This window comes from Streptomyces sp. NPDC012825, assembly GCF_042900925.1.
Taxonomy (GTDB): Bacteria; Actinomycetota; Actinomycetes; order Streptomycetales; family Streptomycetaceae; genus Streptomyces.
Genome location: NZ_JBIBBZ010000005.1, coordinates 177,951 through 191,999, shown reverse-complemented (window position 1 = coordinate 191,999; position 14,049 = coordinate 177,951). Strand labels below are relative to the sequence as shown.

The 14,049-nt window shown below is 72.3% G+C and carries 14 protein-coding genes and 1 pseudogene; 11 read left to right on the top strand and 4 right to left on the bottom strand.

The features are described 5' to 3' along the window. The first annotated feature begins 112 nt into the window (after positions 1–112). The gene (argH, locus tag ACFY7E_RS14460; protein WP_389484542.1) at positions 113–1,540 is read left to right on the top strand and encodes an argininosuccinate lyase; all 1,428 of its coding nucleotides are present in this window, start codon (positions 113–115) and stop codon (positions 1,538–1,540) included. A 52-nt stretch (positions 1,541–1,592) separates the two neighbouring features. Here argH and ACFY7E_RS14455 read toward each other — a convergent pair. Further along, positions 1,593–1,972: pseudogene (locus tag ACFY7E_RS14455) on the bottom strand (hypothetical protein); the annotation flags it as partial. A gap of 91 nt (positions 1,973–2,063) precedes the next feature. On the opposite strand from ACFY7E_RS14455, the gene ACFY7E_RS14450 reads away from it, so the two are divergent. Further along, positions 2,064–2,615: a TetR/AcrR family transcriptional regulator gene (locus ACFY7E_RS14450; RefSeq protein ID WP_383439492.1), complete on the top strand. Its 552-nt coding sequence runs from the start codon at positions 2,064–2,066 to the stop codon at positions 2,613–2,615. Next, a complete protein-coding gene (locus tag ACFY7E_RS14445; protein ID WP_389484539.1) occupies positions 2,612–4,156 on the top strand; it encodes an MFS transporter in 1,545 nt (514 codons plus the stop codon). The genes ACFY7E_RS14450 and ACFY7E_RS14445 overlap by 4 nt, the downstream gene beginning before the upstream one ends. A gap of 77 nt (positions 4,157–4,233) precedes the next feature. On the opposite strand, the gene ACFY7E_RS14440 is transcribed toward ACFY7E_RS14445, so the two are convergent. Continuing rightward, positions 4,234–4,905 (bottom strand): lysophospholipid acyltransferase family protein, encoded by a 672-nt coding sequence (locus tag ACFY7E_RS14440; protein ID WP_383439495.1) that lies wholly within the window; start codon positions 4,903–4,905, stop codon positions 4,234–4,236. Positions 4,906–5,146: 241 nt separating this feature from the next. On the opposite strand from ACFY7E_RS14440, the gene ACFY7E_RS14435 reads away from it, so the two are divergent. The 3 genes from ACFY7E_RS14435 to ACFY7E_RS14425 all read left to right on the top strand — a co-directional run bounded on the left by ACFY7E_RS14435 (position 5,147) and on the right by ACFY7E_RS14425 (position 7,746). Further along, positions 5,147–6,325 carry a glycerophosphodiester phosphodiesterase gene (locus ACFY7E_RS14435; RefSeq protein ID WP_389484537.1) on the top strand — a complete coding sequence of 393 codons (1,179 nt, stop codon included), beginning with the start codon at positions 5,147–5,149 and terminating at the stop codon, positions 6,323–6,325. A 149-nt stretch (positions 6,326–6,474) separates the two neighbouring features. Beyond that, a complete protein-coding gene (locus tag ACFY7E_RS14430) occupies positions 6,475–7,197 on the top strand; it encodes a sigma-70 family RNA polymerase sigma factor (protein WP_389484535.1) in 723 nt (240 codons plus the stop codon). Between the two features lie 36 nt (positions 7,198–7,233). Continuing rightward, positions 7,234–7,746, top strand: coding sequence for a GNAT family N-acetyltransferase (locus ACFY7E_RS14425; RefSeq protein WP_389484962.1), 513 nt, complete (start codon positions 7,234–7,236; stop codon positions 7,744–7,746). A 21-nt stretch (positions 7,747–7,767) separates the two neighbouring features. Here ACFY7E_RS14425 and ACFY7E_RS14420 read toward each other — a convergent pair whose 3' ends face one another. Next, positions 7,768–8,175 (bottom strand): hypothetical protein, encoded by a 408-nt coding sequence (locus ACFY7E_RS14420; RefSeq protein WP_383439501.1) that lies wholly within the window; start codon positions 8,173–8,175, stop codon positions 7,768–7,770. Positions 8,176–8,177: 2 nt separating this feature from the next. Then, on the bottom strand, positions 8,178–8,540 hold the full coding sequence (locus ACFY7E_RS14415) for a hypothetical protein (protein ID WP_383439503.1): 363 nt from the start codon (positions 8,538–8,540) through the stop codon (positions 8,178–8,180). Between the two features lie 561 nt (positions 8,541–9,101). Between ACFY7E_RS14415 and ACFY7E_RS14410 the strand changes: the two genes are divergently transcribed. The 5 genes from ACFY7E_RS14410 to cbiE all read left to right on the top strand — a co-directional run bounded on the left by ACFY7E_RS14410 (position 9,102) and on the right by cbiE (position 13,945). After that, positions 9,102–10,184: a methionine ABC transporter ATP-binding protein gene (locus ACFY7E_RS14410; RefSeq protein WP_389484532.1), complete on the top strand. Its 1,083-nt coding sequence runs from the start codon at positions 9,102–9,104 to the stop codon at positions 10,182–10,184. Beyond that, positions 10,181–10,849 carry a methionine ABC transporter permease gene (locus ACFY7E_RS14405; RefSeq protein ID WP_383439507.1) on the top strand — a complete coding sequence of 223 codons (669 nt, stop codon included), beginning with the start codon at positions 10,181–10,183 and terminating at the stop codon, positions 10,847–10,849. Before ACFY7E_RS14410 ends, ACFY7E_RS14405 begins: the two co-directional genes overlap by 4 nt. 95 nt (positions 10,850–10,944) lie before the next feature. After that, positions 10,945–11,802 carry a MetQ/NlpA family ABC transporter substrate-binding protein gene (locus ACFY7E_RS14400; RefSeq protein ID WP_389484528.1) on the top strand — a complete coding sequence of 286 codons (858 nt, stop codon included), beginning with the start codon at positions 10,945–10,947 and terminating at the stop codon, positions 11,800–11,802. A gap of 181 nt (positions 11,803–11,983) precedes the next feature. Continuing rightward, the gene (locus tag ACFY7E_RS14395) at positions 11,984–12,619 is read left to right on the top strand and encodes a GNAT family N-acetyltransferase (protein ID WP_389484526.1); all 636 of its coding nucleotides are present in this window, start codon (positions 11,984–11,986) and stop codon (positions 12,617–12,619) included. 81 nt (positions 12,620–12,700) lie between these two features. Continuing rightward, entirely contained in the window at positions 12,701–13,945 is a 1,245-nt protein-coding gene (gene cbiE, locus ACFY7E_RS14390) for a precorrin-6y C5,15-methyltransferase (decarboxylating) subunit CbiE (RefSeq protein ID WP_389484524.1), read from the top strand. Positions 13,946–14,049: the final 104 nt, after the last annotated feature.

The window sequence follows — 14,049 nt, the reverse complement described above, 5'->3', positions numbered from 1 at the left end:
GACAAAACATACGGAGGATTGCATAGTTATGCCATCGTCTTCTTCGCCCCGACCCGCGAGGCCCGGGGCCGGGAAGGCCGCGGTACACCCACCCTCCCGAGGAGCAGCAGCTGTGAGCAGCAACAACGGTGACGTACGGCTCTGGGGCGGACGGTTCGCCGACGGTCCCGCCGAGGCCCTGGCGAAGCTGTCCGCGTCGGTCCACTTCGACTGGCGTCTCGCCCCGTACGACATCGCCGGCTCCCGCGCCCACGCGCGCGTGCTGCACACGGCGGGCCTGCTCACCGAGGACGAACTGACCCGCATGCTGGCCGGGCTCGACCGGCTGGAGGCGGACGTGGCCGACGGCTCCTTCGTCGGCACCCTCGCCGACGAGGACGTCCACACCGCCCTGGAGCGGGGTCTCCTGGAGCGCCTCGGCCCGGACCTCGGCGGCAAGCTGCGCGCCGGCCGCTCCCGGAACGACCAGGTCGCCACCCTCTTCCGGATGTACCTGCGCGACCACGCCCGGATCATCGGCGGTCTCCTCGCCGACCTCCAGGACGCCCTCGTCGGCCTCGCCGAGGCGCACGCGGACGTGGCCATGCCCGGCCGCACGCACCTCCAGCACGCCCAGCCGGTGCTCTTCGCCCACCACGTCCTGGCCCACGTCCAGTCCCTCTCCCGGGACGCCGAGCGGCTGCGCCAGTGGGACACCCGGACGGCGGTCTCCCCGTACGGCTCCGGCGCCCTCGCCGGCTCCTCCCTCGGCCTCGACCCGGAGGCGGTCGCCAAGGACCTCGGCTTCGAGCGGGGCAGCGTGGGCAACTCGATCGACGGCACGGCCTCCCGCGACTTCGTCGCCGAGTTCGCCTTCGTCACCGCGATGATCGGGGTGAACCTCTCCCGGATCGCGGAGGAGATCATCATCTGGAACACGAAGGAGTTCTCCTTCGTGACCCTCCACGACGCCTTCTCCACCGGCTCGTCGATCATGCCGCAGAAGAAGAACCCCGACATCGCGGAGCTCGCCCGGGGCAAGTCCGGCCGCCTCATCGGCAACCTCTCCGGCCTGATGGCCACCCTCAAGGCGCTCCCGCTCGCCTACAACCGGGACCTCCAGGAGGACAAGGAGCCGGTCTTCGACTCCTGCGACCAGCTGGAGCTCCTGCTGCCCGCCTTCACCGGCATGATGGCCACGCTCACCGTCAACCGGGAGCGCATGGAGGCCCTCGCCCCGGCCGGCTTCTCGCTGGCGACGGACATCGCGGAGTGGCTGGTCAAGCAGGGCGTGCCGTTCCGGGTGGCGCACGAGGTGGCCGGCGAGTGCGTGAAGGTCGCCGAGTCCGAGGACAAGGAGCTGGACGAGCTGACGGACGAGCAGTTCGCCAAGATCTCCGAGCACCTCACCCCCGAGGTCCGCACGGTCCTCGACGTCCCCGGCGCCCTCGCCTCCCGCGACGGCCGGGGCGGCACCGCCCCCTCCGCCGTCGCCGTCCAGCTCGTCGAGGTCAAGGCGGACCTGGTGATCCAGCACGCCTGGGCCACCGCCAAGCACTGACCCCGAAGCGCCGCCGCCCCCGGGACACCGCGGCGCCACGGCACCACAGCGCCGCCGCCCACTCCGCGAACGCGTCGAAGTCCGGCCGGATCAGCCCGATCCGCTCGTCGACGCGCAGCAGCAGGGCGGCGGCGAGGTGGTTCCGCTCCGCGTACTCGTGGTCGTACGGCGTGATGTCGTCGTCGGCCCACGCGAACGGCCGCCCCTCCGCGTACTCCAGGACGTACTGCGTCCTCCAGAAGGTCCCGCGCGGGGCGCCTTCCCGTGCATCCGCGGCCAGTCGACGTACGGCAGCTCGGGCAGGCCGAGGCGGGGCCCTGTCCAGTCGTTCGCCTCGCCCTTCCACGTCGTCGCCCGCACCGGCTCGTACGCCTCCGCCGGCGCGAGCAGCTCGTCCCCGTGGTCCGGGTCGAGCCACACCTGCGGCGGCTTCGTCGTGTCCACAGCATTCCGTCCCTGCCCCCGATGAGGCATCGCATTATTGAATGAGACATCGATGTCTCATTCGGTGTACTCTTGTCTCATGTCAGTCGATCGCACCCAGGTGCTCCGCGCCGCCGCCGCCCTGCTCACCCGCAAGGCGACCGCCACCATGGACGAGGTCGCCCGCGCCGCCGGGATCGGCCGGGCCACGCTGCACCGGCAGTTCGCCGGGCGCGACGCCCTGGTGCGGGCCCTGGAGGAGCTCGGCCTCCAGGAGCTGGAGGCGGCCCTCGACGGGGCCGCGATCGACGAGGGACCCGAGGACGAGGCCGTGCGCCGGCTCGTCGCTGCGGTCGAGCCCGTCGCCCCCCTGCTCTCGTTCCTCGTCACCGAGAACCAGCTCTTCGAGGGCGACCAGCAGAACGAGGGCTGGGCCCGCATCGACGCCCGGATCTCCGCGCTCTTCCGGCGCGGACAGGAGCACGGCGTCTTCCGGATCGACCTGACCCCCGCCTGGCTCACCGAGGCCCTCTACGGGCTCGTCGGTTCCGGCGCCTGGGCCGTGCAGGACGGCCGGGTCGCCGCCAAGGACTTCCAGTACATGATCGTCGAGCTGCTGCTCGGCGGAGCGCGCAGGAGCGTGGAGAAGTGACCACCAGCACCTTCCAGAGCACAGACCATACCGAGGGCGTGCGCCGCCCCGGCCGGTGGCTCGCCCTCTCCGTCCTCGTCCTGGCCGTCCTGCTCGTGGCGGTCGACGCCACGGTGCTCGGCCTCGCCACCCCCTTCCTCTCCGAGGACCTCGAACCCACCGGCACCCAGCTGCTCTGGATCGGCGACGTCTACTCCTTCGTCATCGCCGGACTCCTGGTCTCCATGGGCAGCCTCGGCGACCGCATCGGCCGCAAGAAGCTGCTCCTGATCGGCGCCACCGCCTTCGGCGCCGTCTCCGTGCTCAACGCCTACGCGACCAGCCCGGAGACGATGATCGTCGCCCGCGCGCTCCTCGGCGTCGCCGGCGCGACCCTGATGCCGTCCACCCTGGCGCTCATCCGCAACCTCTTCCACGACCCGCGCGAGCGCAGCCTCGCCATCGGCATCTGGGGCGCCATGGCCTCGGCCGGCGCGGCCGTCGGACCGGTCGTCGGCGGCTTCCTCCTGGAGCACTTCTGGTGGGGCTCCGTCTTCCTCATCAACCTGCCCGTCATGGCCGTCCTCGTCCTCGTCGGCATCAAGCTGATCCCCGAGTCGAAGAACCCGGATCCGGGCCCCTGGGACCTGCCCAGCGTCGCGCTCTCCCTCGTCGGCATGATCGGCGTCGTCTACGCGATCAAGGAACTGGCCTCGCACGGCCCCTCCCCCGACGCGGGCCTCGCCGCCCTCGCCGGCATCGGCGCGCTCGCCTGGTTCGTCCGCAGGCAGCTGACCCTGCCCGCGCCCCTCCTCGACATGCGCCTCTTCCGCCACCGCGGCTTCTCCGGCGCCGTCCTGGCGGACCTGCTGACCATCCTGGGCCTCTCCGGCCTGGTGTTCTTCCTGTCCCAGTTCTTCCAGCTGGTCCAGGGCCGCCAGCCCCTGGAGGCCGGGCTCGCCGAACTGCCGGCCGCGATCGGCGCGGTCACCGCCGGTCTGATCGCGGGCGTCGTGGCCCGCCGCTTCTCCGTACGGTCCGTGGTGTCGGGCGGCCTCGCGGCGGTCGGCCTCTCCCTCGCGGTCCTGACCGGTCTCGACCAGCACACCGGCTACCCGCTGCTCGGCTCCGCCCTGCTCGTCGTCGGCGTCGGCGCGGGCTTCTCCTTCACCGTCACCGCCGACGTGATCCTCTCCAGCGTCCCCAAGGAGCAGGCCGGTTCCGCGTCCGCCGTCTCCGAGACCGCGTACGAACTGGGCGCCGCGCTCGGCATCGCCGTCCTCGGCTCCATCGTGACCGGGGTCTACCGGGGCTTCCCCGTCCCGGCCGGCGTTCCCTCGGACGTCGCGTCGGCCGCCCACGAGTCCCTCGGCGGCGCCGTCGAGGCCTCCGGCGCCCTCGCCCCGGGGACCGCGGCGGCCCTCGTGTCGGCCGGCCAGGAGGCCTTCGTCGACGGCCTGCGGATCGCGGCCGGCGTCGGCGCGGCGGTCCTCCTCGCGACGGCGGTCGCGGCCTGGTTCCTGCTCAGGGGCCAGAAGCTGGAGGACGGCGTCGCACACTGACGCGCCGCCCCGCACACGAGAGCGCCCCCCCTTACGGCACGGACCGTACGGGGGGCGCTCTCACACGCGTACGAGGCCTACGCGGCCTTCGCCTTGGTGGCGTACATGTCCACGTACTCCTGCCCGGAGAGCCGCATCACCTCGGCCATCACCGAGTCCGTCACCGCCCGCAGGACGTAGCGGTCGCGGTCCATCCCCTCGTACCGGGAGAACTCCATCGCCTCGCCGAAGCGGACCGTCACCCGGCCCGGACGCGGGAAGCCCGCCCCGCCCGGCTGGATCTTGTCGGTGCCGATCATCGCGAACGGCACCACCGGCGCGCCCGTCATCAGGGTCAGCCGCGCGATGCCCGTACGGCCCCGGTACAGCCGGCCGTCGGGGGAGCGGGTGCCCTCCGGGTAGATCGAGAAGACCTTGCCCTCCTCCAGGACCCGGCGGCCCGTCATCAGCGCCGCCACACCGCCCCGGCCGCCGTCCCGGTCCACCGGGATCATGCCGACGCTGGTGAAGAACCAGGCCATCGCCCGGCCCTTGAGGCCCTTGCCCGTCACGTACTCGTCCTTGCCGATGAAGTGGACCGGACGGTCCAGGCAGATCGGCATGATCATCGAGTCGATGAAGGTCAGGTGGTTGCCCGCGAGGATCACGGGGCCCGTGCCCGGGATGTTCTCGGCGCCCTCCACGCGGGGGCGGAACATCAGGCGCATGACCGGCCCGAGCACTGCCTTGATGATCGCGAGACGGGACAACGTTTCCTCCGGTGGGAAGCGGGTCGGGCGAAGGCGGCCGCACCGACGGTGCGCCCGGCGACGATACTCGCGGGTCACCACCGCGCGCACATCGGGTTCACCGAGTGGATACGCGGTGTTGACGCGTGTTTCCGCCATGTTCGACGCAGGTCTGCCGCCCGTAGGGGCTTCGTGCCTAGCGTCGGGGGAACCGCCGACAGGTGCGGGACATCACACCACGGTTCACTCAGGAGGATCCCTCATGACCCAGGGCGAACGCCGGACCCCGGCACGGCGGACGGTTCTCGGCGCGGCGGGCGCCACCGTCCTCGGCGCCTCCGCGGCCCTCACCGCCGGCACCGCGCAGGCCGCCGCGCCGGCCACCGGGGCGAGCGGCGCGCACGGCCGGGGCCGCGGCTACCGCTCCCTGCCCGTCCCCACCGTCATCGGCCACCGCGGCGCGAGCGGCTACCGCCCCGAACACACCCTGGGCGCCTACCAGCTGGCCCTCGACCTCGGCGCCCACGTGATCGAGCAGGACCTCGTCCCCACCCGGGACGGCCATCTGGTCTGCCGCCACGAGAACGACATCACCGGCACCACCGACGTCGCCGACCACCCCGAGTTCGCCTCCCGGAAGACCACCAGGACCGTCGACGGCACCAGTCTCACCGGCTGGTTCACCGAGGACTTCACGCTCGCCGAGCTCAAGACCCTGCGCGCCAAGGAGCGCATCCCCGGCAACCGGCAGGAGAACACCCTCTACGACGGGCGCTGGACGGTCCCCACCTTCGAGGAGGTGCTGCGCTGGGCCGACGAGGAGGGCCGCCGCCGGGGCCGCGAGGTCTGGCTGTACGTCGAGACCAAGCACCCCAGCCACTTCCGCTCCCTCGGCCTCGGCCTGGAGGAGCGGCTCGCCAGGCTCCTGCGCCGGTACGGGCGCCACCGCGCGCACTCCCCGGTCATCCTCCAGTCCTTCGAGCCCAGCAGCATCCAGCGCCTGGCGAAGCTGGTCGACACCCCCGGCGTGGTCCTGCTCTCCGGCGCGGGCAGCCGCCCCTGGGACTTCACCGAGGCCGGGGACCCGCGCACGGTCGCGGACCTGATCACCCCCGAGGGCCTGCGGTGGATCTCCTCGTACGCGAAGGGCATCGGCCCCACGCTCGACCTGGTCGTCCCCCGGGACGCGGGCGGCCGGCTCGGCACCCCGACCACCCTGGTCCGCGACGCGCACGCGGCCGGGCTCGTCCTCCACCCGTACACGCACCGCAACGAGAACGCCTTCCTGCCCGCCGAGTTCCGCCGGGGCACCGACCCGAACGCCTACGGCGACTCCTTCGGAGCCCTGAGGAAGTACCTGGAGACGGGCATCGACGGCATCTTCTCCGACAACCCGGACACCGCCCTGCTCGCCGCGGCGGACCTCACCGCCCGCGGCTGACCCGGCACCGCCCCGTGCGGGCCCGGCAGACAGGGGCACCGGGCCCGCACGCCCCTCCGGGGGAGGGCTCCGGGCCCGCACGCCCCCCTCCCGGGTGGTTTACGCCCCGGACCGCAACCACGGGCGCGTGCCCCGGCATGGTGCGGGGCATGACCACCCCCGACACCCTCGTCGCACCTGCATCCGGACCCGCATCCGCATCCGGACCCGCGCCCGCACCCACATCCGGACCCGCGACAGTCCCCGCATCCGGACCCGCGCCCGCACCCGGACCCGCGACAGCCCCCGCATCCGGACCCGCGACAGCCCCCGCCCCCACCCCCGCATCCTCCTCCGACACATCGCCGGCCGGTCTCCTCGCCGAACTCGCCCCGCTCCTCGCCGCCGAGTCGGACGCCGAGGCGCCGGCCGCCGGCGTCGACCCCGGAGACCTGGAACAGGCCGTCTGGCTCCGCCTCCTGGAGCGCCTCCGGGAGACCGGCGCCCCCGAGCGGCCCGCCGAGTGGCTGCGCCGGGCCGTACGGGCCGAGGCCCGCCGCGCCCGCAGGACCAGGGACCGGGAGCGCCCCTACCGGGACGAACCCGTCCACGAGCCGGGCGGCGCCGAACCCCACGGCTCCCCGGAGCACTCCCTGCTCGTCGCCGAGGGCCGCCGCACCCTGCGCGCCGCCGTCACCCGGACCCCCGGCCGCTGCCCCGGGGTCCTCACCGCGATGCTCGACCCGCAGGACCCCACCTACCGCGAAATCGCAGGAGAGTTGGGTATCTCACAGGGGAGTCTGGGGCCGACACGTTCCCGTTGCCTGGGATGCCTGCGCAGAATGCTGGCTGCAGAGGTTCCCGCCCCGGGCCGTCGGGGAAGGGTGCGGTAAACCGATGATCGGCAGATGAGCGGGAGGCGTGCACACATGGGCCTGAGCGTGACCATCTCGGCGGCGGACGCGCGGGACGCGGAGCACATCCTGAAGCTGCAGTACCTCTGCTACCAGAGCGAGGCGGAGCTGTACGGGGACTGGTCCATCGAACCGCTCACCCAGTCGCTCGACGCCCTGCGCGCCGAACTGGAGGAGGGGCAGGGGCTCGTGGCCCGCCTCGGCGACGAGGTCGTCGCCTCCGTGCGCGCCCGCGTCGACGAGGACGGCACCGTACGGATCGCCAAGCTGATCGTCCACCCCCGGATGCGGCGGCACGGCCTCGGCGGCCGGCTCCTCGACGCCATCGAGCGCCACTTCGCCGAAGGAGCCGCGACCTCCGCCCCGACCGGGACCGAGGCCGCCCCGCCCGTCAAGCGCTTCCAGCTCTTCACCGGCCACCGCAGCGAGGTCAACCTGCGCCTCTACCGCAGCAAGGGGTACGCGCAGGTCGCCACTCGGGAGCTCGGCCCCCGGCTCACCCTGGTCACCCTGGAGAAGGCCGCCTAGAGACGGCCCGTCGCACGGCTCCTAGGCGGTCCTGGACCGCCGCAGCCACCAGATGCCGGTCAGCGGCAGCAGCACCGGGATGAAGACGTAGCCGTAGCCGAAGTCCGACCAGACCGTCGCGTCCGGGAAGGCGGACGGCTCGACCAGCGTCCAGGTCCCCACGACCAGCACGCCCGCGAGCTCGGCGGCGCAGCACACCAGCGCCGCCCTGCGGGCCCTCTCCCCGCCCCGTACCAGCGTGTACGTGATGAAGACGTAGACGACGGCCGCCACCGCCGACAGGGAGTACGCGAGCGGCGCCCGGTCGAACTCGGTGGCGATCTGGTAGATCGAGCGGGAGACCGCGCCGACCGACATCACGCCGTACAGCCAGACGAGCAGCATGCCCGGCCCCTTGACCAGGCGGGTCGTTCCCTCGGTCGCGGTCATGGTCAGCCCACCGTCCAGATGTCGTGGAGACGTACTTCGAGCACGGCCAGGACGACCGCGCCGGCCGCCACCGTCGCCGAACCCCACCGGCTGCGCTCCGCGAGCGACATGAACCCGGCGATCGGCACCGCGCACAGCGCGCCGAGCAGATAGGCGACGAAGATCGTCGCGCCCTCCTCGGCCTTCTCGCCCCGCGTCAGCTGCACGATGCCGACGATCAGCTGGACCAGGACCAGGAAGGTCACCACGGCCATGCCGATGAAGTGCCAGTCCTTGGTCGGCCGGTCGCGGAAGGCGGCGAAGCCGCACCAGGCGGCGAGGGCGAGCGCGGCCGCGGAGACCGCGACCGTCAGGGCGTCGAGCATGCGCCCGAGGGTATTACGGTCCGAACGACCCGATGCGCGCGGCCCTCCCCGGCGCCTCCCGCCGGCCTCCGCGTCCACGTGGCCTTGGCCACAGACGGGCCCCGGCAGGCCCTCGCCCGCGTCCGCCGACCGCCCCGTCTTTCGTAGGCCGCACAAGGGAAGAGAAGCGGAAGGTGAGCCTCCGGGGCTGTCCGAATACCGTCTCAACCATGTCCGCTATGCGGACACGCCCCTTTCGCCGTCAACCGTGCGTGCTTTACTTGCAGACATGACCACGACGAGCAGCCGCATCCTTGCGACCGAGGCGATCACGACGCCCGGTGCTCGTTGTTCGTGTCGAATGTGCGCCATCTGAGGGCCCCCGCCGATTTTCGCGCCCCGAAGCGAGACCGACGGCCGTGCCGGTCCCTCCGCCCCACGGCGGCGGACCGTGCCCGCCCCGCGCACCCGCCGACGCCCGGCCACCCGCCGGACCGGCCCCCGTGCGCCTGACTGTCCGATGACGAATGCCCCGTGCGTGACGGACCCCGCGTCGCGCACTCGACAGTGACGGAAACCCCTGTGATCACCACTTCGGGCCTGACCAAGGTCTACGAGTCGCGCGGCCGCCAGGTCACCGCTCTGGACGGCGTCGACCTCCACGTCCGCGAGGGCGAGGTGTTCGGCGTGATCGGCCAGAGCGGCGCCGGCAAGTCCTCCCTCATCCGCTGCGTCAACCTCCTGGAGCGCCCCACCTCCGGCACGGTGACCGTCGACGGCGTCGACCTCACCGCCCTCGCCGGCAAGGGTCGCCGCGCGGGCAAGGACCTGCGCCGGGCGCGCAGCAGCATCGGCATGGTCTTCCAGCACTTCAACCTGCTGTCCTCCCGCACGGTCAAGGACAACGTCGAGCTCCCCCTGGAGATCCTCGGAGTGTCCGGCGCCGAGCGCTCCCGCCGCGCCCTGGAACTCCTCGACCTCGTCGGCCTCGCCGACAAGGCCAAGGCCTACCCCGCCCAGCTCTCCGGCGGCCAGAAGCAGCGCGTCGGCATCGCCCGCGCCCTCGCCGGCAAGCCCAGGGTCCTGCTCTCCGACGAGGCCACCAGCGCCCTCGACCCGGAGACCACCCGCTCCATCCTCCAGCTCCTGCGCGACCTCAACCGGCAGCTCGGCCTCACCGTCCTGCTCATCACGCACGAGATGGACGTCGTCAAGACCGTCTGCGACTCCGCCGCCCTCATGCAGCACGGGCGCGTCGTCGAGTCCGGCACCGTCGGCGAACTGCTCGCCACCCCCGGCTCCCAGCTGGCCGCCGAGCTCTTCCCGGTCGGCGGCGCCCCCACCGGCCCCGACCGCACGGTCGTCGACGTCACCTTCCACGGCGAGGCCGCGACCCGGCCGGTCATCTCCCAGCTCTCCCGCACGTACAACGTCGACATCTCGATCCTCGGGGCGGCGATGGACACCGTCGGCGGCAGGCAGATCGGCCGGATGCGGATCGAACTGCCCGGGCGGTACGAGGAGAACGTCGTCCCGGTCGGCTTCCTGCGCGAGCAGGGCCTCCAGGTCGAGGTCGTCGAAGAAGTCGAGACCACCGAAGAAACGGTTGTCCAGGAATCGGTGTCCGACGCGGCGACCGTACTGGCGAAGGAAGGTGCCAAGTGACCTGGTCCGAGATGCAGCCCCTGCTGGAGCAGGGCACCGTCGACACCCTCTACATGGTCCTGTGGGCCACGTTCGTCACCGTCCTCGGCGGCCTGCCGCTCGGCATCCTCCTCGTCCTCACGGACAAGGGCGGACTGCTGCAGAACCGGCCGGTGAACAAGATCGTCGGCGCGATCGTCAACGTGGGCCGCTCGCTGCCCTTCATCATCCTGCTGATCGCCCTGATCCCCTTCACCACCCTCGTCGTCGGCACCTTCATCGGCCCGACCGCGATGATCGTGCCGCTCGCCATCGGCGCCATCCCCTTCTTCGCGCGCCTCGTCGAGACCGCGATCCGCGAGGTCGACCACGGACTCGTCGAAGCCGTCCAGGCCATGGGCGGCGGCATCCCCACCATCGTCCGCAAGGTCCTGCTCCCGCAGGCCCTGCCCTCCCTGGTCTCGGGCGTCACCACCACCGTGATCGTGCTCATCGGCTACTCCGCGATGGCCGGCGCGGTCGGCGGCGAAGGCCTCGGCTCCAAGGCCGTCACCTACGGCTACCAGCGCTTCGACACCACCTTCATGCTCGTCACGGTGGTCGTCCTGGTCGTGATCGTGACCGTCGTCCAGCTCATCGGCGACGGAGTCGTCCGACTCCTCGCCCGCCGGGGCCGCACGGCCTGAGGCCGTCCCGCCCCGCCCACCGACTTCGTCCTTCGAAGAACAGTCCGGACTTGTTGTCCAGACGACCACCACTCCACCTGAAAGAGGCACTCTTCGTGCGCAAGAACATCAAGCTCACCGCCGGCGTCGCCGCCACCGCAGCCCTCGCCCTCGGCCTGAGCGCCTGCGGCACCTCCTCCGACCCGTCCTCCTCCAAGGACCCGGCCGGCTCCGCCGACAAGCCCCTCGTCGTCGCCGCGTCCCCGACGCCGCACGCCGACATCCTCAACTACGTCAAGGACAACCTGGCCGAGAAGGCGGGCCTGAAGCTGGAGGTGAAGGAGTTCACGGACTACGTCCTGCCGAACACCGCCACCCAGTCCGGCCAGGTCGACGCCAACTTCTTCCAGCACAAGCCGTACCTCGACGACTTCAACCAGAAGAACAAGACCACCATCGTCCCCGTGGTCAACGTCCACCTGGAGCCGCTCGGCCTCTACTCCAAGAAGCTCAAGTCGCTGAAGGACGTCAAGCCCGGCCAGACCGTCGCCGTCCCCAACGACACCACCAACGGCGGCCGCGCGCTCCAGCTCCTCGCCGAGAACGGCCTGATCACCCTCAAGGACGGCGTCGGCACCAACGCCAAGCTCTCCGACATCACCGACAAGAAGGGCCTGGAGTTCAAGGAGCTGGAGGCCGCCACCGTGCCCCGCGCCCTGAACGACGTGGACGCCGCCGTCATCAACGGCAACTACGCCCTCGAGGCCAAGCTGGAGCCGGCCAAGGACGCCATCGCCCTGGAGAAGGCCGAGGGCAACCCGTACGCCAACTTCCTCGCCGTCAAGGAGGGCAACGAGAAGGACGCGCGCGTGCAGAAGCTCGCCGAGCTCCTCAACTCGCCCGAGGTGAAGAAGTTCATCGAGGACACCTACAAGGGCTCGGTCGTCCCGGCCTTCGGCGCTCCCAAGGAGTGATCGCCGTCCGAGGGGCCGTCAGACCGGTTCCCCCGTACCGTCCTTGAGCGGAAGGCCCCCGCACCCCGTCCGGTGCGCGGGGCCTTCCGCCGTACCCGACCCGGCCATGCGCACCGGCGGCCGCATGCTGCATGCTGTGCGTTCACGGTCGATTCGGACGGTCCACGGCATGGAGCTGCGCATGACTACCACCTTTCCGGACATCTCCATCAACACGGACCGGTTGGTGCTGCGCGCGCTCGAGGAGGCGGACGCCCCCGCGCTCGCCGAGATGATGAACGACGAACTCGTCGGCGCCTGGACGGCCGTGCCCCAGCCCTACACCGAGGCCGCCGCCCACCACTGGATCACCGAGTACGCCCCCGCCGAACGCGCCGCGGGCCGCGGACTCGACCTCGCCGTCACCGAGTTCCTCACCCAGCGCCTCGTCGGCATCGTCCAGCTGAGCAACACGAACTGGCGCGTCCGCTCCACCGAACTCTCCTACATCGTCGCCCCCTGGGCCCGCGGCGAGGGCTACGCCTCCGAAGCCGCCCTCGCCACCGCCCGGTGGCTCTTCGGCGACCAGAGCTTCGAACGCCTGGAGCTGCGCACCGCCGCCGACAACACCGCCTCCCAGCAGGTCGCCCAGAAGATCGGCTGCATCAGCGAGGGCGTCCTGCGCAACGCCTGCATAGCCCGCACCCGCACCGAGGACGGCGGCTGGACCGAGCTGCGCACCGACTTCATCGTCTGGGGCCTCCTCCCCGAGGACCTCGACGACGCCGCCGACCAGATGGCCGAAGCCGGATACTCCTCGTACACCGACTGGAACTGATTCCCAAGGTTCCCGAGGGCCCTCCCGGGGTACGCTCGGCACCCCCCGACCTGCGACAACACCACAGGGAGACAGACGACGATGGCCGACCGCGTCACGGTGATCGGCTGGGACGGCTCGCCCCTTTCCCCGGCGGCCCGCTCCGCGCTCTCCGCCGCCACCCTGGTGGCCGGAGCCGCCCACCACCTGGCCCGGCCCGAGGTGCCCCCCGCCGCCGAACGCATCCGCCTCGGCAGCGTCGACCTCGCCGCCCGCCGCATCGCCGGCCACCGCGGCACCGCCGTCGTCCTCGCCGACGGCGACCCCGGCTTCTTCGGCGTCGTCCGCACCCTGCGCGCCCCCGAGCACGGTCTGGAGGTCGAGGTCGTCCCCGCCGTCTCCTCCGTCGCCGCCGCCTTCGCCCGGGCCGGCATGCCCTGGGAGGACGCCCGGATCGTCGTCGCCCACCAGCGCACCCTGCGCCGCGCCGTCAACGTCTGCCGCGCCCACCCCAAGGTCGCCGTCCTCACCTCGCCGGGCGCCGGCCCCGCCGAACTCGCCCTCCTCCTGGACGGCGTCCACCGCACCTTCGTCGTCTGCGAACAGCTCGGCACCGACCGTGAACGGGTCTCCGTCCTCACCTCCGACAAGGCCGCCGACCACACCTGGAGCGACCCGAACGTCGTCCTCGTCATCGGCGGGGGCGGCGGCACCCCGGCCGCCCCCTGGCTGGCGGGCCTGGACCCGTCCGTCCGCCCGGTCCGGGGCTGGGGCCTCCCCCCGGAGGAGTACGACTCCGAGGGGCACGCCCCCGGAACCGATCAGCCCCGACGGAAGGCGGGCGAGGACCCCGCCCTCCGAGCCGCCCAACTCGCCCGTCTCGGGCCCCGCACCGGCGACCTCGTCTGGGACATCGGCTGCGCGGGCGGCGCCTTCTCCGTCGAGGCCGCCCGCTTCGGCGCCGCCGTCATCGCCGTCGACCCCGATCCGGCCGCCTGCGCCCGCACCGAGGCCGTCGCCCGTCGCCACGGCGTCGCCCTCCAGACCGTCCTGGGCCGCGCCCCGCACGTCCTGGAGACCCTCCCCGAGCCCGACGTCGTACGGATCGCGGCCGGCGGCGTCCACGTCGTCACCGCCTGCGCCGACCGGCGCCCGGAGCGCATCGTCGCCCACGCCTCCACCCGCGACGAGGCCGAGGCGATCGGGGCCGCCCTCACCGCCGCCGGCGGCTACGCCGTCGAGACCCTCCTCCTCCAGACCGTCGGGCTCGACCCGGACACCTGGTCGGAACGCGATCGTTCGGCCGTCTTCCTGCTCTCCGGGCGCAGGATCGAACGCGCCCCGTGATCCGGCCGCCCCACCGGGCGGGGTAGGCTGGCGGATTGTTGTACCGCGTCCGGACGTTCGTCGCTTCGTGTGCCGATGTCCTGAAATGGTGGCCCCTCGGAGTC

What these genes read in the sequence shown, in the direction of transcription:
- ACFY7E_RS14435 (WP_389484537.1), top strand. Translation starts at nt 5,147, where the DNA reads ATGACCCAGGGCGAACGCCGGACCCCGGCACGGCGGACGGTTCTCGGC.
- ACFY7E_RS14430 (WP_389484535.1), top strand. Translation starts at nt 6,475, where the DNA reads ATGACCACCCCCGACACCCTCGTCGCACCTGCATCCGGACCCGCATCC.
- ACFY7E_RS14420 (WP_383439501.1), bottom strand. Translation starts at nt 8,175, where the DNA reads ATGACCGCGACCGAGGGAACGACCCGCCTGGTCAAGGGGCCGGGCATG.
- ACFY7E_RS14395 (WP_389484526.1), top strand. Translation starts at nt 11,984, where the DNA reads ATGACTACCACCTTTCCGGACATCTCCATCAACACGGACCGGTTGGTG.
- ACFY7E_RS14425 (WP_389484962.1), top strand. Translation starts at nt 7,234, where the DNA reads ATGGGCCTGAGCGTGACCATCTCGGCGGCGGACGCGCGGGACGCGGAG.
- cbiE (WP_389484524.1), top strand. Translation starts at nt 12,701, where the DNA reads ATGGCCGACCGCGTCACGGTGATCGGCTGGGACGGCTCGCCCCTTTCC.
- ACFY7E_RS14415 (WP_383439503.1), bottom strand. Translation starts at nt 8,540, where the DNA reads ATGCTCGACGCCCTGACGGTCGCGGTCTCCGCGGCCGCGCTCGCCCTC.
- ACFY7E_RS14450 (WP_383439492.1), top strand. Translation starts at nt 2,064, where the DNA reads ATGTCAGTCGATCGCACCCAGGTGCTCCGCGCCGCCGCCGCCCTGCTC.